The sequence below is a fragment of the Rhodococcus sp. IEGM1339 genome, from assembly GCF_050321925.1.
GTDB classification, from domain to species: Bacteria; Actinomycetota; Actinomycetes; order Mycobacteriales; family Mycobacteriaceae; genus Rhodococcus; species Rhodococcus pyridinivorans.
The window spans coordinates 1-17,937 of sequence record NZ_JBNQFT010000008.1 but is presented as its reverse complement, the minus strand read 5'-3'; the positions used below and the strand labels follow the sequence as shown (position 1 = coordinate 17,937).

The following is a 17,937-nucleotide window of genomic DNA, read 5'->3' as shown; positions in this document are numbered from 1 at the left end:
CGAAAGAGCTGAGCACAAGTGCGAGTAGCGCAGTCCTGGCTGACCGAGATCCTGCAGCGCGCCACCCCGGAGTGGAACGTCACCGCCGAGGAACTCGACGCGGGATTCGTCCGGGTCGGACTCGAGGTCGAGGACATCGAGACCCTCGGCCGAATCGACAACCTCGTCGTCGGACGGGTCGTGGAGATCACCGAGCTCACCGAATTCAAGAAGCCCATCCGTTTCTGCAAGGTTGACGTCGGTGAGGAGGAACCGCGCGGCATCGTGTGCGGTGCCCGCAACTTCGCCGAGGGCGACCTCATCATCGCCGCCCTGCCCGGCGCCGTGCTTCCCGGCGACTTCGCCATCGCATCGCGCAAGACCTACGGGCACATCTCCGACGGCATGATCTGCTCGCTGTCCGAGCTGGGCATCGGCAAGGACCACTCCGGCATCCTCGTGCTCGAGCCCGGCACGGCCGAACCCGGCACCGACGCCAACGAGCTGCTCGGCCTCGGCGACACCGTCGTCGAACTGAACATCACCCCCGACCGCGGATACTGCTTCTCCGTCCGCGGCCTCACCCGCGAACTCGCGTGCGGCTTCGACCTCGAATTCGCCGATCCCGCGGCCGTGCCGGCACTGCCGTCCGACGGCGGGGAGGCCTACCCGATCCGGCTCGAGTCCGAGACGAAGGCCACCCGGTTTGCCGCACGCCGCGTCACCGGCATCGACCCGAAGGCCGTCACCCCGTGGTGGATGCAGCGCCGCCTGCACACCGCCGGTGTCCGCCCGATCTCCCCGGCCGTCGACGTGACCAACTACGTCATGCTCGAACTCGGCCAGCCGCTGCACGCCTTCGACGCCGCCAGCCTGCAGGGTGAGCTGGTCGTGCGACGCGCCCGGGCAGGGGAGAAGCTCACCACCCTCGACGGTGTCGAGCGCGATCTCGATCCGGAGGACGTCGTCATCACCGACGACTCCGGGGTGATCTCCCTCGCCGGCATCATGGGCGGCGCGACCACCGAGGTCGGCGACAGCACCACCGACGTGCTGCTCGAGGCCGCCGCCTGGGATCCGCTCGCCGTCTTCCGCGGCAACCGTCGGCACAAGGTCAGCAGCGAGGCGGGCAAGCGTTTCGAGCGCACCGTCGATCCGGCCCTGGCCCGCGCCGCGCTCGACCGGGCCGCGAGCCTGCTCGTCGAGATCGCCGGCGGCCGCGTGGAGTCGACCCTCACCGACATCGTCGTGCCCACCGAGAGTCCGACGATCCGCATGGACATCGACCTGCCCGACCGCATGGCCGGGGTGAGCTACCCGAACGGCACCGCTGCCCGCCGTCTCACGCAGATCGGATGCGCGGTCGAGGTCGGTGTCGGCGAGGACGGCCACGGCCAGCTCGTCGTCACCCCGCCGACCTGGCGCCCCGACCTGCGTCAGCCTGCCGACCTGGTCGAGGAGGTGCTGCGCCTCGAAGGCCTCGAGCAGATCCCGTCGGTGCTGCCCACCGCTCCCGCCGGCCGCGGTCTCACGGCCACGCAGAAGCGCCGCCGCGCCGTCTCCCGCGCGCTCGCCCACGACGGCTATGTCGAGGTCCTGGCTCCGGTGTTCCTGCCGGCCGGCGTGTTCGATACCTGGAAGCTCGACGCCGACGACCCGCGCCGGGTGACCACCAAGGTGCTCAACCCCCTCGAAGCCGATCGTCCGGAGCTGGCCACCACGCTGCTGCCGGGCCTGCTCGAGATCCTCGGCCGCAACGTCTCGCGCGGCCAGCGCGACCTGTCGCTCTACGCAATCGCGCAGGTCGTGCATCCCACTTCCGAGACCAAGCCGGTCGACGCGCTCCCGGTCGACCGTCGTCCCACCGACGACGAGATCGCCCTGCTCGAAGGGTCGCTGCCGAAGCAGCCGGTCCACGTCGGTGGTGTGCTCGCCGGTTTGCGCGAACCGGCCGGGCCGTGGGGCACGGGACGCGCCGCCGATGCCTTCGATGCCTTCGCCGCCGCGGAGACCGTGGCACGTGCCGCCGGGGTGCGCCTCGAGCGCCGCGCCGCGCAGTACCTGCCCTGGCATCCCGGCCGCTGCGCCGAACTGCTTGTCGACGGGGTCGTCGTCGGCCACGCCGGTGAACTGCATCCCGCGGTGATCGAACGGGCCGGTCTGCCCGCACGCACGTGCGCCTTCGAACTCGACCTCGACGCGTTACCGATCGTGGAATCGCTTCCGGCGCCGGTGGTCTCGCCGTTCCCGGCGGTCCTGCAGGACGTCGCGGTCGTGGTCGACGCGAATGTGCCGGCCGCCGACGTCGAGAGCGCCCTGCGCTCGGGTGGCGGCGAGCTGCTCGAGGACATCCGTCTGTTCGACGTCTATCAGGGCGCCCAGCTGGGGGAGAACCGCAAGTCCCTCGCGTTCGCGCTGCGCTTCCGCGCCCTCGATCGCACCCTCACCGAGGACGAGGCCAGCGCCGCCCGCGAGGCAGCGGTGGCCGCCGCGGCCACCGCGGTCGGTGCCGAACTACGCGCCTGAGCCGCCCGCGTCCCCGCCCGGCAGCCACACCTCGGGCGGGACCGTGGTGACCTTGCGGACCGCCCGGTCGAGGATGTGCCCGGCGATCTACGCGAGGATGCGCATCGGGGTGCGGCCGTCGACCGCGAGCGCCGACAGGATCGCGCGGTCGGTGGCGGAGATCGTCGTGCGTCCGCGCCGCTCACCCACCCGCCGGGAGCCCGACATCAGTTCCCCTCGCTCTCCCGGACCGAGCGCGTTCAGCCGCCACGCCCCGCCCTCGGTGAACCACTCCGAGACCACATGGGTGCGGATCGACGCAACGCCGGGCAGCTTCCCCAGGTCGGCGCCCGCCCACGGCACCTCGACGGTCACCGTGCCCGAGATCGCCGCGATGACGAACCGCAAATCCCTCACGGTGCCCGCCGCGGTCCTGAAGTTCGCCCTGAGGATCGGGCGCGCGTTGGGATCGACCGAGCACGGCCCGGAGCGGGTCGCCTTCCTGCAGTACCGTCCGGTGCTCGACAACCGGCGGTTGCGTGAGGAACTCGGTGTGCCCCTGCGGTACACGAGCCGGGAGGCCCTCGAGGCGTATCTGCTGGCTCGCGCCGAAGAGGTCTCAGTGGCAGCCGGGCGACGTAGCCTGGAGGCATGAGCAAGGACGAAGCCGGCCGGGTGCCGTCTCCCGAGGAGCCCGACAAGCCGGAGCAGCCCGTCCCCGACGTGACCCCGGCCGGGCCGGAGACGCCGACGGTGCCGGATATTCCCCCGGCCCCGGACATCCCGGACGTGCCGCCGATCGACCCGGAGCCGAGCCCCGATCCCGACGTGACCCCACGCGAGGAAGACGTCCACGACGCTCAGGTCCACGACGCCGAGATCGTCGAACCGGGTGTCGTCGACACCGGATCCGTCGACGGCCCGGTCCGCGCACCGACGATCGAGGAGATCACCGGATACACCGCGGACGGGGTGCCGACCTTCGAATCGGTGCGTGAGAAGATCGAACAGCGTTCGGCGACCGCGCTCGGCGCGGAGGAACTCGCGCACGCGACGGGTGCGGGTCGCACGCTCGAGGAGCAGTACGAGGAGCGCAAGGCGGCCGCTGCCGACCGGCTCGCGGAGATCCGGCGGTCGTTGCGCTCGGAGTGAATCCTCCGAAAGGGACACCCCCTATGAAATGATTTGCATGAGGGTGCATAATCATTCGTATGGGTACTTCACCGGACTTCACCGCCACCTCCGAGTCGCCGCTACGGGTCGCCGTGGCCGGCGCCAGCGGCTACGCGGGCGGCGAGATCCTGCGCCTGCTCCTCGGCCACCCCGCCTACCAGGACGGCTCGCTCGTCATCGGCGCGCTCACCGCCGGGGGTAACGCGGGCGCCACCCTGCGCGAGTTCCATCCCCATCTGCTGCCGCTCGCCGACCGCGTGCTCGGCGCCACCGACATCGACACCCTGCTCGGGCACGACGTCGTCTTCCTCGGCCTGCCGCACGGCCACTCCGCCGTGATCGCCGAGCAGCTGCCCGAGACGACCGTCGTCATCGACTGTGGCGCCGACTTCCGGCTCGAGAACGCCGCCGACTGGCAGCGCTGGTACGGCAGCGACCACGCCGGCACCTGGCCCTACGGCATGCCCGAGCTGCCCGGCAAGCGCGACGCCCTCGTCGGGGCCACCCGCATCGCGGTCCCCGGTTGCTACCCGACCTCCGCCTTGCTCGCACTCGCACCGGCCGTCGCCGCCGGCATCGTCGAACCCGTCGTGAACGTCGTGGCCGTCTCCGGCACCTCCGGCGCCGGGAAGTCCCCGAAGGTCGAGCTGCTCGGCTCCGAGGTCATGGGCTCGGTCCGCGCCTACAGCGTCGGCGGCGCCCACCGGCACACCCCGGAGATCAAGCAGAACCTCTCCGCTCTTGCCGACACCGACGTGAAGGTCTCGTTCACCCCGATCCTCGCGCCCATGCCGCGCGGCATCCTCGCGACCTGCACCGCACCGACCACGGTGACCGCCGCCGAGGCCCGCGCCGTCTACGAGAAGGCCTACGCCGACGAACCGTTCGTGCAGCTGCTGCCGGAAGGCGCACTACCGGCCACCGGCGCGGTGGTCGGCTCGAACGCCGTCCAGATCGCCGTCACCGTCGACACCGACGCCGGACTGCTCATCGTCGTCGCCGCGCTCGACAACCTCACCAAGGGCACCGCCGGTGCCGCCGTGCAATCGATGAACCTGGCACTCGGCCTGCCCGAGACCGCCGGCCTGTCCACCGTGGGAGTGGCTCCGTGACCGAGAACAAGTACGCAGACGACGTCTACACCGGCGCCACCGAGATCGCCGGGGGACGCCTGATCCGCACCCAGGGTGTCACCAGTCCCGCCGGCTTCCGGGCCGCCGGCATCCCCGCCGGCATCAAGGTCTCGGGAAGACAGGACCTCGCGCTCGTGGTCAACGAGGGCCCCGAACTCACCGCCGCCGGTGTGTTCACCACCAACAAGGTCAAGGCCGCCCCCGTCCTGTGGTCCCAGCAGGTGCTGAAGTCCGGCAGCCTGCGCGCGGTGATCCTCAACTCCGGTGGCGCCAACGCGTGCACCGGCGCCGGTGGTTTCCAGGACACCCACGCCACCGCCGAGGCCGTCGCCGACGCCCTGAGCAACTGGGGCACCGAGACCGGTGCCGGTGAGGTCGCCGTGTGCTCGACCGGCCTGATCGGCGACCGTCTGCCGATGGACAAGGTGCTCTCCGGGGTGCAGGAGATCGTCCACGAACTCGCCGGAGGCATCTCCGGTGGCACCGACGCCGCCTACGCGATCATGACCACCGACACCGTGCCCAAGCAGGCCGCCCTGCACCACGCCGACAAGTGGAACGTCGGCGGCATGGCCAAGGGCGCCGGCATGCTCGCCCCCGCCCTGGCGACGATGCTGTGCGTGGTCACCACCGACGCCGTCGCGACCGCCGATCAGCTCGACACCGCGCTGCGCCACGCGTCCCGGCTCACCTTCGACCGCCTCGACGTCGACGGCGCGACCTCCACCAACGACACCGTGCTGCTGCTGGCCTCCGGCGCGAGCGGGATCACCCCGAGCCAGGACGAGCTCAACGCCGCCGTCCTCGCCGTGTGCGACGACCTCGCCGAGCAGATGATGGCCGACGCCGAGGGCGTCACCAAGCGGGTCACCGTCACCGTCCGCGGCGCCGCCAGCGAGGACGACGCCCTGATCGGTGCCCGCACCGTCGCCCGCGACAGCCTCGTCAAGACCGCACTGTTCGGTTCCGACCCAAACTGGGGCCGCGTGCTCGCCGCCATCGGCATCGCCCCGATCGAACTCGACCCCGACAAGATCTCCGTGTCGTTCAACGGCAACCCGGTGTGCATCGACGGTGTCGGTGCGCCCGGCGCCCGCGAGGTCGACCTGTCCGCGGCCGACATCGCACTCGACATCGACCTCGGCCTCGGCAACGCGCAGGTGTCCATCCGCACCACCGACCTCTCGCACGCCTACGTCGAAGAGAACTCGGCGTACTCGTCGTGACCGGAACGAACACAGGAGACGACGTGACCGACGCACTGATCGCCGACCTCACCTCGCACCAGAAGGCGTTCGTCCTCGCCGAGGCCCTGCCGTGGCTGCAGAAGTTCCGCGACAAGATCGTCGTCGTCAAGTACGGCGGCAACGCCATGATCGACGACACCCTCAAGACCGCCTTCGCCGCCGACATGGCGTTCCTGCGCACCGTCGGCATCCACCCCGTCGTCGTGCACGGCGGCGGCCCGCAGATCAACGCCATGCTCGAGCGACTCGGCCTCGCAGGTGAATTCCGCGGCGGCTTCCGTGTCACCACTCCCGAGGTCATGGACGTCGTGCGGATGGTGCTCTTCGGGCAGGTCGGACGCGAACTCGTCGGCCTGATCAACAGCCACGGCCCCTACGCCGTCGGCACCTCCGGCGAGGACGCCGGACTGTTCACCGCGACCCGCCGCACGGTCGTCGTCGACGGCGAGGCCACCGACATCGGGCTCGTCGGCGACGTCACCAGCGTCGACCCCGGCGCGGTGCTCGACCTCATCGCCGCCGGGCGCATCCCCGTCGTCTCCACGATCGCGCCCGACGCCGACGGCGTGGTGCACAACATCAACGCCGACACCGCCGCGGCCGCCCTTGCCGAAGCGCTCGGCGCGGAGAAGCTGGTCGTGCTCACCGACGTCGAAGGCCTCTACACGAACTGGCCCGACCGCAGCTCGCTCACCTCGCGGATCGACGCCGACGCGCTCACCGCGCTGCTGCCGTCGCTCGACTCCGGCATGGTCCCGAAGATGGAGGCGTGCCTGCGCGCCGTTCAGGGGGGAGTGCCCACCGCGCACGTCATCGACGGGCGCCAGCCGCACTCCGTGCTCCTCGAACTGTTCACCGAAGAAGGCATCGGCACCATGGTGGTGCCGTCCTCCGAGAAGGAAGGCCCCGCATGACCGGCACGTCCGACCTCCAGCAGCGCTGGGCGGGTTCGCTGATGAACAACTACGGCGTGCCCAAGGTCGCGCTGGTCGCGGGCGACGGTGCCGTGCTCACCGACGCCGACGGCAAGCAGTACCTCGACCTGCTCGGCGGCATCGCCGTCAACAGCCTCGGCCACCGCCACCCGGCGATCATCGAGGCCGTCACCGCCCAGCTGAACCAGCTCGGCCACGTGTCGAACCTGTACGCCTCGCCGCCGGTGCTCGAACTCGCCGAGAAGCTCCTCGATCGCTTCGGTCACGAGGGCCGCGCCTTCTTCTGCAATTCCGGCACCGAGGCCAACGAGGCGGCCTTCAAGATCGCCCGGCTCACCGGACGGCCGAGGATCGTCGCGTGCGAGAAGGCCTTCCACGGCCGCACCATGGGCGCCCTCGCCCTGACCGGCCAGCCCGACAAGCGCGCCCCCTTCGAACCGATGCCCGCCGGCGTCGAGTTCGTGCCCTACGGCGACCTCGACGCCCTCGAGGCCGCGGTGGACGAGAACACCGCCGCCGTCTTCCTCGAACCGATCATGGGCGAATCCGGCGTCGTCGTCCCGCCCGAGGGTTATCTCGCCGGCGCGCGTCGCATCACCACCGAACGCGGCGCCCTGCTCGTGCTCGACGAAGTCCAGACCGGTATCGCCCGCACCGGTACCTTCTTCGCCCACCAGGCAGCGGGCATCACCCCCGATGTGATGACCCTCGCCAAGGGCCTCGGCGGCGGACTGCCCATCGGTGCGGTCCTCGCCACCGGTCCGGCCGCCGAGCTGTTCCGGCCCGGCAAGCACGGCACCACCTTCGGTGGCAACCCGGTGTGCGCCGCGGCCGCCCTCGCGGTGCTGCGCACGATCGACGAGCACAACCTGCTCGACCACGTGAACACCATCGGGAAGACCCTCGCCGCCGGCATAGAGGAACTCGGGCACCCGCTCGTCTCGCACGTGCGCGGCTCCGGGCTGCTCCTCGGTGTCGTCCTCACCGCCGCGAAGGCGCCGGCCGTCGAGACCGCCGCCCGCGAGGCCGGTTTCCTCGTCAACGCCGCCGCACCGGACGTGATCCGCCTCGCGCCCCCGCTGATCCTCACCGAACAGCAGGCCGAGAGCTTCGTGACGGCGCTGCCCGCCGTCCTCGACACCGCCGACCGGGAAGGGAACTGACGACCCGTGCTCCGCCATTTCCTGCGCGACGACGACCTCACCCCGGCCGAACAGACCGAGGTGCTCGAACTCGCCGCCGAACTGAAGAAGGCGCCGCTGTCCCGCCGCCCCCTCGAAGGGCCCCTCAGCGTCGCCGTGCTGTTCGACAAGACCTCCACCCGCACCCGCTTCTCCTTCGACGCCGGCATCGCCCAACTCGGCGGGCACGCCGTCGTCGTCGACACCGGCTCCACCCAGATCGGGAAGGGTGAGACCCTCGAGGACACCGCCCGGATGTTCTCCCGGTTCACCGAAGCGGTCGTGTGGCGCACCTACGGCCAGGACCGCATCGAGACGCTCGCCGAGCACTCGACCGTGCCCGTCGTCAACGCGCTCACCGACACTTTCCACCCCTGCCAGGTCCTCGCCGACCTGCAGACCATCCGCGAGAACAAGGGCGCCACCGCGGGCCTGCGGATGACCTACTTCGGCGACGGCGCCAACAACATGGCGCACTCGCTGATGCTCGGCGGCGTCACCGCCGGCATGCACGTGACCATCGCGTCCCCGGCCGGGTTCACCCCCGACTCGCAGGTCGTCGACGCGAGCCGCGCACGGGCAGAGGAGACCGGCGGCAGCGTCACCGTCACCGACGACCCGCGTACCGGAGCCAGCGGCGCCGATGTGCTCGTCACCGACACCTGGGTGTCGATGGGGCAGGAGGACGACGGCAAGGATCGCGAGGCACCCTTCCGGCCGTTCCAGCTGAACGACGACCTCGTCTCCCTTGCCGACACCGACGCGATCGTGCTGCACTGCCTGCCGGCCTACCGCGGCAAGGAGATCACCGCCGAGGTCATCGACGGACCGCGGTCTGTGGTGTGGGACGAAGCCGAGAACCGCCTCCACGCACAGAAGGCCCTGCTCGTGTGGCTGCTCGAGCAGAGCCGGAGCTGACCGTGAGCACCGCGGCGAACCATGCGGACAGTGCGGCGACGGCGCCGACGCGCGCGGCGCGGCAGGCCCGCATAGTCGCACTCCTCGCCGCGCACCCGGTGCGCAGCCACACCGAACTCGCCGCACTCCTCGCCGAGGACAGCATCGAGGTGTCCACCGCCACCCTGTCTCGCGACCTCGAGGAACTCGGCGCCGTCAAGCTCCGCGCGGCCGATGGGGGCGCCGGGGTGTACGTCGTCCCGGAGGACGGCAGCCCTGTGCGCGGCGTGACCGGAGGCACCGACCGCCTGTCCCGGTTGCTCGGCGAACTGCTGGTGTCCACCGACTCCAGCGGCAACATCGCCGTGCTGCGCACCCCGCCGGGGGCGGCGCACTATCTGGCCAGTGCACTCGATCGGGCATCATTACCCGAGGTGGTCGGAACGATCGCCGGCGACGACACCATCGCGGTCATCGCCCGCGAACCGACGACGGGAGCCGAACTGGCCGCGAAAATCGAATCACTCGCCTGACCTACCACTCATAGACGCACGTCGAAATACGAAGGAGCACAAAGACAATGGCCGAACGCGTCGTACTCGCCTATTCGGGCGGGCTGGACACCTCCGTCGCCATCAGCTGGATCGGCAAGGAGACCGGCAAGGAGGTCGTCGCCGTGGCCATCGACCTCGGCCAGGGTGGCGAGGACATGGAGGTCGTGCGTCAGCGCGCCCTCGACTGCGGTGCCGTCGAATCGATCGTCGTCGACGCCAAGGACGAGTTCGCCAACGAGTACTGCCTGCCCACCGTCCAGGCCAACGCGCTCTACATGGACCGCTACCCGCTCGTCTCGGCCATCAGCCGCCCGCTGATCGTCAAGCACATCGTGCAGGCCGCCCGCGAACACGGCGGCACCGTCGTCTCCCACGGCTGCACCGGCAAGGGCAACGACCAGGTCCGCTTCGAGGTCGGCTTCGGCGCCCTCGCACCCGACCTCCAGGTCATCGCACCGGTCCGCGACTACGCCTGGACCCGCGAGAAGGCCATCGCCTTCGCCGAGGAGAACGGCCTGCCCATCAACGTCACCAAGCGTTCGCCGTTCTCCATTGACCAGAACGTCTGGGGCCGCGCCGTCGAGACCGGCTTCCTCGAGGACCTGTGGAACGCCCCCACCAAGGACGTCTACGACTACACCGAGGACCCCACCGCCCACTGGCAGGCCCCCGACGAGCTGATCATCAGCTTCGAGGCCGGCCGCCCCGTCGCGATCGACGGCAAGCACGTCACCGTCCTCGAGGCCATCCAGGAACTCAACCGTCGCGCCGGCGCCCAGGGTGTCGGCCGCCTCGACATGGTCGAGGACCGCCTCGTCGGCATCAAGAGCCGCGAGATCTACGAGGCCCCCGGCGCCATCGCCCTCATCACCGCGCACCAGGAACTCGAACACGTCACCCTCGAGCGCGAACTCGGCCGCTACAAGCGTCGCGTCGAGGAGCGCTGGAGCGAGCTGGTGTACGACGGCCTGTGGTACTCGCCGCTGAAGACCGCCCTCGACGCCTTCATCAAGAACACCCAGGAGCGCGTCACCGGCGACATCCGCATGGTGCTCCACGGCGGACACATCACCGTCAACGGCCGTCGCAGCCCGGAGTCGCTGTACGACTTCAACCTCGCCACCTACGACGAGGGCGACAGCTTCGACCAGTCCAACGCCAAGGGCTTCGTGCAGATCCACGGCCTGTCGTCGAAGGTCGCCGCGAAGCGCGATCTGGGCCTGTAGTCATGACGGCTCACGGCACCAACGAAGGTGCCCTGTGGGGCGGCCGGTTCGCATCCGGACCGGCCGCCGCCATGGCGGCGCTGAGTAAGTCCACGCACTTCGACTGGGCGCTCGCCCCGTACGACGTACGCGCCTCGCAGGCCCACGCAAAGGTCCTGCACCGCGCCGGACTCCTCACCGACGACGACCTCACCACGATGCTCGACGGCCTCGACCGGCTCGCCGCCGATGTGGCCTCCGGTGCGTTCGGTCCCGCCGAGTCCGACGAGGACGTGCACGGCGCGCTCGAACGGGGACTCATCGAGCGGGTGGGCCCCGAGGTCGGCGGCCGGCTCCGCGCGGGCCGCTCCCGCAACGACCAGGTCGCGACGCTGTTCCGCATGTGGCTGCGCGACAGCGCGCGGCGCATCGCCGACGGTGTCCTCGATGTGGTCGACGCGATCGCCGACCAGGCCGCGGCGCACCCCGATGCCGTCATGCCGGGCAAGACGCACCTGCAGGCGGCGCAGCCCGTGCTGCTCGCGCACCACCTGCTCGCCCATGCGCATCCGTTGCTGCGCGACGTCGACCGGTTACGCGACTTCGACAAGCGCGCGGCGGTCTCGCCGTATGGGTCGGGAGCGCTCGCCGGATCGTCGCTCGGTCTCGACCCCGACGCGATTGCGGCCGACCTGGGCTTCGACTCGGCGGCGGACAACTCGATCGACGCCACCAGCTCCCGCGACTTCGCTGCAGAAGCGGCGTTCGTGTTCGCGCAGATCGCCGTCGACCTCTCCCGCATGGCGGAGGAGATCATCCTGTGGAGCACCCCCGAGTTCGGGTACGTCACCCTCGCGGACGAATGGTCGACCGGGTCGTCGATCATGCCGCAGAAGAAGAACCCGGACGTCTCCGAGCTCACCCGCGGTAAGGCCGGTCGCCTCATCGGCAACCTCACCGGTCTGCTGGCCACGCTCAAAGCGCAGCCGTTGGCCTACAACCGCGACCTGCAGGAGGACAAGGAGCCGGTCTTCGACTCCGTCGCACAGCTCGAGCTGCTGCTCCCGGCGATCGCAGGGCTCGTCTCGACGCTGACCTTCCACACCGAGCGCATGGCCGAGCTCGCACCCGCCGGATTCACCCTCGCGACCGACATCGCCGAGTGGATGGTCCGCCAGGGTGTGCCGTTCCGCGTCGCCCACGAGGCGGCCGGGGCGTGCGTGCGGGTCGCCGAAGGCCGCGGAGCCGGCCTCGAGGACCTCACAGACGAGGAGTTGGCCGGTGTAGATCCGGCACTGACCCCGCAGGTGCGGGAAGTGCTCACCGTCGAAGGCTCCATCGCCTCGCGCGACGCTCGCGGCGGCACCGCGGGCGTGCGGGTGGCCGAGCAACTCGGCCGCGTGCGCGACGCCGCGGCACAACTGCGCGACCGGGTTCGCGACTGACACGCCTGCCGTCCCGGGCACACCCCGAGTTGCCCGGGACGGTGAGGGCCGTGTGGCAGGCTGGCACATACTCTCGGCATGCAGCGGGTACCGGTGTAGAACCGCAGGTGCCGGGGACTGGTGCGGATACATCGTCGAGAAGGGGAACGGACCGTGGGACTGGACGCCGATGTAGTGACCGAGTCGGTGCGACGGCTCGTCGCCACTGCCCAGAACGGTCTCGAAGTCCTGCGCTTCGGTGGCCTCGAACCCGGCCGGTCGTCGTCGCCCTATCAGGTCGTCGAGCGCACCTCCATGTACCGGCTCCGCCGGTACTTCCCCGAATCCGACACCGCCTCCACGGGCATCCCCGTCGTTCTCGTACCACCGATGATGGTGTCCGCCGAGGTGTACGACGTCACCCGTGACGCCGGCGCCGTCGGCAGCCTCCACGAAGCGGGTCTCGATCCGTGGGTCGTGGACTTCGGATCGCCCGACCAGGAGGAGGGCGGCTGGAAGCGCACCCTCACCGATCACATCCTCGCCCTCGACGAGGTCGTCGACTGCGTCCGTGCCTACACCGGTCGCGACGTGCATCTCGGCGGATACTCGCAGGGTGGCATGTTCTGCTATCAGGTCGCGGCCTATCGGCGCAGCCGCGGCATCGCGAGCCTGATCACCTTCGGCAGCCCGGTCGACACCCTCGCCGCCCTGCCGTTCGGGATCCCGGAGATCGTCGCGACCCACTCCGCCGACTTCCTTGCCGACCATGTCTTCAACCGCCTCGCGATCACCGGATGGATGGCGCGCACCGGCTTCCAGCTGCTCGATCCGGTCAAGACGCTGCGATCGCGCATCGACTTCCTGCTCCAGCTCCACGACCGGGAGGCGCTGTTGCCGCGCGAGCCGCAGCGCCGGTTCCTCGACACCGAGGGGTGGGTGGCGTGGTCCGGACCGGCCGTCGCCGAGGTGTTGCGCCAGTTCATCGCCCACAACCGCATGGTCAGTGGCGGTTTCGTCATCAACGACCGGGCGGTGAGCCTCGCCGAGATCACCTGTCCCGTCCTCGCGTTCATCGGTGAGGTCGACGACATCGGGCAACCGCTCGCCGTGCGCGGCATCCGCAAGGCCGCACCCCGCGCGGAGGTCTACGAATACACCTTGCGCGCAGGTCATTTCGGACTCGTCGTGGGCAGTGTCGCCGGCCAGCAGACGTGGCCGTCGGTCGGGGAATGGGTGCAGTGGCGCGAGGGCGTCGGGGACCGGCCCGTCGGCATCGCGCCGATGGCGGTGCCGAACCCCACCGACGAGGGCACGGGCGTCTCGGTCGCATCCCGCATCACGCACACGGCCGCAACGCTCGCCGACGTCGGGACCGATCTCGGCAAGGGTCTCGCGGGGATCGCGGTCGGTGCCGTCCGCGGCGCACGCGATCTCACCGGGGAGGCCGCCCGCGCCCTTCCCCGCCTCGCGCGGCTCGGGCAGATCCAGCCGCGCACCCGCATCTCCGTCGGCGGTCTGCTCGCCGAGATCGGCCGCAAGTCGCCGAAGCGGGAGTGCTTCATCTTCGAGGACCGGGTCTACACCTTCGAGGCCGTCAACCGGCGGATCGACAACGTCGTCCTCGGGCTCGCCGACAACGGCATCCGTCCCGCGATGCACGTCGGCATCCTCATGGACGTGCGCCCCAGCGCAATGGCGGCGGTCGCGGCGATCTCCCGCCTCGGCGCCGTCTCCGCCCTCATCCCGCCGGGACCGGACATCGCCGAGGCCGTGCGACTGGGCGGTGTCGAAAAGATCGTCGCCGATCCCGAGAACCTCGACGCGGCCGTCGCGACCGGTCTTCCCGTGCTGGTCCTCGGCGGCGGCGACGTCCGCGACCTCGACGTCGAGCCCGGCGCCGACGTCGTCGATCTCGAACGACTCGACATCTCCTCCGTGCAACTGCCGGGCTGGTACGTCCCCGATCCCGGACTCGCGCGCGAACTCGCATTCATCCTGTTCTCCGGTGGTGGCGACACGCTCGCGGTGCGGCGGGTCACCAACTACCGGTGGGCGCTGTCGGCCTTCGGTACCGCCACCGCCGCCTCGCTCGGCCGCGGTGACACCATGTACTGCCTTGCGCCCCTGCATCATTCGTCCGGTCTGCTGGTCAGTTTCGGCGGGGCGCTCGCGGGCGGGGCGCGTATCGCACTGTCGCGCGGGTTGAATCCGTCGCTCTTCAGCGACGAAGTGCACCGCTACGGCGTCACCGTCGTCACCTATACCTGGTCGATGATGCGTGAGGTGCTCGACAGCCCGTCGCTGCACATCGACGCCATCCATCCCATCCGGTTGTTCATCGGTTCCGGCATGCCACCGGGCCTGTGGCGCCGCACGCTCGACCGGTTTGAGCCCGCCCGGGTTCTCGAGTTCTACGCGTCGACCGAGGGCGACGTCGTGCTCGCGAACGTCTCCGGTTCGAAGATCGGCTCGAAGGGCCGGCCGTTGCCCGGTAGCGCCGATGTGCGCCTCGCTGCCTACGACGCCGGCGTCGGCCGACTCGTGGAGGACGAACGCGGCTTCGTGCGGGAGGCTCAGGTCGGCGAGGTCGGACTGCTGCTCGGCAGACCCGGTCCCGCAGCCTCGGCAATCACCGGTGTGATGCGCGGCGTGTTCGAACCGGGCGACGTGTGGGTGCCCACCGACAACCTGTTCCGACGCGACGACGACGGCGACTACTGGTTGCTCGACAGTCGGGGGACGGTGATTCCCACCTTCCACGGCCCGGTTTTCACCCAGAGCGTGGCGGACGTGCTCGAAGCGATCCCGCGTGTCGATCTCGCCGTCGCCTATGGCATCTCGGTGGGAGGTCGCGACATCGCAGTGGCCGGCTGCTCGCTGCGGGGCAACCGTGCACCGACGGCCGCGGAGATCACTGCGGCGTTCGACTCGGTCTCGGCCGACGAGCGACCCGATCTCGTGCACGTCGTGCCCGACATCCCGTTGGGCCCGTCCTATCGCCCGTCCGCCGATCGTCTGCGCGAACAGGGATTGCCCGTGCCCACCGTCCGTACCTGGTACCTGAACCCCGACACCGGGACGTACAAGCGGTTCACCAAAGCCGTGGCCACGGCGTGGAAGGCGGGCACGGCCGGTTCGCCCGCCGGGGCGCGGTAGCCTGGGTCCGGTTCGGTTCCGCCCTTCGAAAGGACATCCGTGGCTGTCGATCCCACGTTGCTGAGCATTCTGGCCTGTCCGGAGGACAAGGGGCCGTTGCTTCTCGTCGACGACGCCGTCCTGTACAACCCGCGACTGCGGCGGGCGTATCCGATCGAGAGCGGTATTCCCGTCCTCCTCGTCGACGAGGCGCGGGAGGTCAGCGACGCCGAGCACGAGGACTTCACCGCGCGCGGTGTCGCCGGATGGAGCACCGACTGAGCCGCAATCATCGATCCGTCCGCGGCGAACTCGAAAGACTCGATCCGGTCGAGGCCGCCGAAGCGCTGCTCGGAGCAACCATCCGAGTGGGGGAGACCGCCGTCCTGCTGACGGAGGTCGAGGCCTACGGCGGCCCCGAGGACGGACCGTGGCCGGACCCGGCCGCGCACTCGTACCGCGGACCGACCCCGCGCAATTCGGTCATGTTCGGACCAGCGGGACATCTGTACGTCTACCGCAGTTACGGACTGCACTTCTGCGCGAACGTCTCCCTCGGTCCCGACGGCACCGCTGCGGCGGTGCTGTTGCGCGGTGGTGAGGTGATCGCGGGGGAGCAGGCCGTCCGTTCCCGGCGCACGTCCGGCACGCCGTTCGCGAACCTTGCGCGCGGTCCGGGCAATCTCGCTGCTGCGCTCGGTCTCGATCTGGGCGACAACGGCATCGACGTGGATGGTTCCGACGCTCGGGTGCGGGTGGAACTCCCGGCCGAACCGCTGGTCGGGGAGGCCGCGCGGGGGCCGCGGGTGGGGATCAGCGTGGCGGCCGACAGACCGTGGCGGTTGTGGGTTCCCGGGGCGATCGGGGTCTCCGCGTACCGGCGCAGCCCACGCGCGCCCGCTGCGCCTCGAGCGTGATGGGATGATCGAACGGTGACTGAGCACATTCTCGACGAACTGACCTGGCGCGGGCTCATCGCGCAATCGACCGATCTCGACGCACTTCGAGGCGAACTCGACAAGGGTCCGATCACCCTCTATGCCGGTTTCGATCCGACCGGCCCGAGCCTGCACGCCGGTCACCTCGTTCCGCTCCTCGCACTCAAGCGTTTCCAGCGCGCCGGCCATCGGCCCATCGTTCTCGCAGGTGGCGCGACCGGCATGATCGGTGACCCGCGGGACGTGGGGGAGCGCACCATGAACTCCGCCGACACCGTCGCCGAGTGGGCAGGGCGGATCCGTGGGCAGCTCGAGCGGTTCGTCGACTTCGACGACTCCCCGACGGGAGCCGTGGTCGTGAACAACCTCGACTGGACCGGCAAGCTGTCCGCGATCGACTTCCTGCGCGACATCGGGAAGCACTTCTCGATCAACGTGATGCTCGCCCGCGACACCGTCAAGCGCCGCCTCGAAGGTGACGGCATCTCGTACACCGAGTTCAGCTACATGCTCCTGCAGGCCAACGACTACGTGCAGCTCCGCCGCGAGTACGGATGTGCGCTGCAGGTCGGTGGTTCCGATCAGTGGGGCAATATCATCGCCGGCGTCGAGCTCAACCGCCGTACCGACGGCGAGAGTGTGCACGCCTTGACCGTCCCGCTCGTGACCTCGTCCGACGGCAAGAAGTTCGGCAAGTCCACCGGTGGTGGCAGCTTGTGGCTCGACCCGGAGATGACGAGCCCGTACGCCTGGTACCAGTACTTCGTCAACGCTGCCGACGCCGACGTCATGAAGTACCTGCGCTGGTTCACCTTTCTCGACAAGGACGAACTCGCCGAACTCGAGACCGCCACCACGGAGCGTCCGCACGCACGGGAGGCCCAGAAGCGACTCGCTGCCGAGATGACCACGCTCGTGCACGGAGCGCACAACACCGCAGCGGTCGAGTTGGCCAGCCGCGCCCTCTTCGGGCGAGGCGAGCTGGGCGAGCTGGACGAGCCCACGCTCGCGGCCGCCCTGACCGAGGCGTCCGTGACGGAGCTCCGCGCCGGCGAGCCGGACACGATCATCGACCTGCTCGTCGCGTCGGGGCTGTGCGAGAGCAAGGGAGCTGCGCGTCGCACCATCAAGGAAGGCGGCGCGTCGGTCAACAACGTCCGTATCGCCTCGGAGGAGTGGACCCCGCGCGACGGAGAGCTGCTGCACGGACGCTGGCTCGTCCTGCGTCGGGGCAAGCGGAACTTCGCCGGTGTGCGAGTCGTCCGCGACTGAGGCCTTTGCCGACGCTGGCGAGCCCCTGACCAGCGGGTTTGACGGCGCGTTAGCGTCGGCGTAACTTAGTCGTCGTTCGAGCGACACCGAACAGCCCGCCGGACCGAGAGGTTCGGAAACAGGCATGTTCGATGTCGCATCGATCGGCTCTCACAGAAGAGAACGGGAAAGCAACGATTTGCGGCCCTGAAATCGGACGTGATAGCTTGGAACGGTTGCCTCGGAGCGAGCCGGACAGGTGTCCGGTAACGTGATGATGTGTGCGTGTTCTTTGAGAACTCAACAGTGTGCCGATGAATGTCAGTGCCAAATATTTTTGGTACTCCGCTCCATCGTTTCGATGGGGTGGGTATTTG

Annotated in this window: 16 protein-coding genes; 15 read left to right on the top strand and 1 reads right to left on the bottom strand. The window is 69.8% G+C overall.

The genetic code is table 11. From position 1 onward, the window contains the following. The first annotated feature begins 18 nt into the window (after positions 1 to 18). Entirely contained in the window at positions 19 to 2,505 is a 2,487-nt protein-coding gene (gene pheT, locus ACQR3U_RS10535) for a phenylalanine--tRNA ligase subunit beta (protein ID WP_230810540.1), read from the top strand. An 87-nt stretch (positions 2,506 to 2,592) separates the two neighbouring features. On the opposite strand, the gene ACQR3U_RS10530 is transcribed toward pheT, so the two are convergent. After that, positions 2,593 to 2,892 carry a hypothetical protein gene (locus tag ACQR3U_RS10530; RefSeq protein ID WP_230810541.1) on the bottom strand — a complete coding sequence of 100 codons (300 nt, stop codon included), beginning with the start codon at positions 2,890 to 2,892 and terminating at the stop codon, positions 2,593 to 2,595. Here ACQR3U_RS10530 and ACQR3U_RS10525 point away from each other — a divergent pair. The 14 genes from ACQR3U_RS10525 to tyrS all read left to right on the top strand — a co-directional run bounded on the left by ACQR3U_RS10525 (position 2,879) and on the right by tyrS (position 17,581). Next, positions 2,879 to 3,139: a hypothetical protein gene (locus ACQR3U_RS10525; protein WP_230810542.1), complete on the top strand. Its 261-nt coding sequence runs from the start codon at positions 2,879 to 2,881 to the stop codon at positions 3,137 to 3,139. The two genes, ACQR3U_RS10530 and ACQR3U_RS10525, sit on opposite strands and share 14 nt — an antisense overlap. Next, entirely contained in the window at positions 3,136 to 3,636 is a 501-nt protein-coding gene (locus ACQR3U_RS10520) for a PspA/IM30 family protein (RefSeq protein ID WP_006553971.1), read from the top strand. The genes ACQR3U_RS10525 and ACQR3U_RS10520 overlap by 4 nt, the downstream gene beginning before the upstream one ends. Positions 3,637 to 3,695: 59 nt before the next feature. Continuing rightward, positions 3,696 to 4,769, top strand: a complete 1,074-nt coding sequence (gene argC, locus ACQR3U_RS10515) for an N-acetyl-gamma-glutamyl-phosphate reductase (protein ID WP_006553970.1) — start codon at positions 3,696 to 3,698, stop codon at positions 4,767 to 4,769. Beyond that, positions 4,766 to 6,016: a bifunctional glutamate N-acetyltransferase/amino-acid acetyltransferase ArgJ gene (gene argJ / locus ACQR3U_RS10510; protein WP_019289635.1), complete on the top strand. Its 1,251-nt coding sequence runs from the start codon at positions 4,766 to 4,768 to the stop codon at positions 6,014 to 6,016. The genes argC and argJ overlap by 4 nt, the downstream gene beginning before the upstream one ends. After that, the gene (argB, locus tag ACQR3U_RS10505) at positions 6,013 to 6,951 is read left to right on the top strand and encodes an acetylglutamate kinase (RefSeq protein WP_006554811.1); all 939 of its coding nucleotides are present in this window, start codon (positions 6,013 to 6,015) and stop codon (positions 6,949 to 6,951) included. The genes argJ and argB overlap by 4 nt, the downstream gene beginning before the upstream one ends. After that, positions 6,948 to 8,135: an acetylornithine transaminase gene (locus tag ACQR3U_RS10500; protein ID WP_230810543.1), complete on the top strand. Its 1,188-nt coding sequence runs from the start codon at positions 6,948 to 6,950 to the stop codon at positions 8,133 to 8,135. The genes argB and ACQR3U_RS10500 overlap by 4 nt, the downstream gene beginning before the upstream one ends. A 6-nt stretch (positions 8,136 to 8,141) precedes the next feature. Next, positions 8,142 to 9,071: an ornithine carbamoyltransferase gene (gene argF, locus ACQR3U_RS10495; RefSeq protein WP_006554813.1), complete on the top strand. Its 930-nt coding sequence runs from the start codon at positions 8,142 to 8,144 to the stop codon at positions 9,069 to 9,071. Positions 9,072 to 9,073: 2 nt separating this feature from the next. Next, the gene (locus ACQR3U_RS10490) at positions 9,074 to 9,583 is read left to right on the top strand and encodes an arginine repressor (protein WP_019289632.1); all 510 of its coding nucleotides are present in this window, start codon (positions 9,074 to 9,076) and stop codon (positions 9,581 to 9,583) included. Positions 9,584 to 9,630: 47 nt separating this feature from the next. Further along, positions 9,631 to 10,830: an argininosuccinate synthase gene (locus tag ACQR3U_RS10485; protein ID WP_006554815.1), complete on the top strand. Its 1,200-nt coding sequence runs from the start codon at positions 9,631 to 9,633 to the stop codon at positions 10,828 to 10,830. A gap of 2 nt (positions 10,831 to 10,832) precedes the next feature. After that, positions 10,833 to 12,254, top strand: coding sequence for an argininosuccinate lyase (gene argH, locus ACQR3U_RS10480; protein WP_230810544.1), 1,422 nt, complete (start codon positions 10,833 to 10,835; stop codon positions 12,252 to 12,254). 153 nt (positions 12,255 to 12,407) lie between these two features. Continuing rightward, entirely contained in the window at positions 12,408 to 15,392 is a 2,985-nt protein-coding gene (locus ACQR3U_RS10475) for an AMP-binding protein (RefSeq protein ID WP_230810545.1), read from the top strand. Between the two features lie 39 nt (positions 15,393 to 15,431). Continuing rightward, the gene (locus ACQR3U_RS10470; RefSeq protein WP_039584036.1) at positions 15,432 to 15,653 is read left to right on the top strand and encodes a Trm112 family protein; all 222 of its coding nucleotides are present in this window, start codon (positions 15,432 to 15,434) and stop codon (positions 15,651 to 15,653) included. Next, entirely contained in the window at positions 15,638 to 16,288 is a 651-nt protein-coding gene (locus tag ACQR3U_RS10465; RefSeq protein WP_006554819.1) for a DNA-3-methyladenine glycosylase, read from the top strand. Before ACQR3U_RS10470 ends, ACQR3U_RS10465 begins: the two co-directional genes overlap by 16 nt. A 15-nt stretch (positions 16,289 to 16,303) precedes the next feature. Next, complete coding sequence (gene tyrS / locus ACQR3U_RS10460) at positions 16,304 to 17,581, top strand: tyrosine--tRNA ligase (protein ID WP_006554820.1); 1,278 nt, start codon at positions 16,304 to 16,306, stop codon at positions 17,579 to 17,581. The last annotated feature ends 356 nt before the right edge of the window (positions 17,582 to 17,937 follow it).

Coding starts and splice junctions, on each gene's coding strand:
- ACQR3U_RS10525 (WP_230810542.1), top strand. CDS start 2,879: ATGACGAACCGCAAATCCCTCACGGTGCCCGCCGCGGTCCTGAAGTTC.
- ACQR3U_RS10520 (WP_006553971.1), top strand. CDS start 3,136: ATGAGCAAGGACGAAGCCGGCCGGGTGCCGTCTCCCGAGGAGCCCGAC.
- argC (WP_006553970.1), top strand. CDS start 3,696: ATGGGTACTTCACCGGACTTCACCGCCACCTCCGAGTCGCCGCTACGG.
- ACQR3U_RS10500 (WP_230810543.1), top strand. CDS start 6,948: ATGACCGGCACGTCCGACCTCCAGCAGCGCTGGGCGGGTTCGCTGATG.
- ACQR3U_RS10485 (WP_006554815.1), top strand. CDS start 9,631: ATGGCCGAACGCGTCGTACTCGCCTATTCGGGCGGGCTGGACACCTCC.
- argH (WP_230810544.1), top strand. CDS start 10,833: ATGACGGCTCACGGCACCAACGAAGGTGCCCTGTGGGGCGGCCGGTTC.
- ACQR3U_RS10465 (WP_006554819.1), top strand. CDS start 15,638: ATGGAGCACCGACTGAGCCGCAATCATCGATCCGTCCGCGGCGAACTC.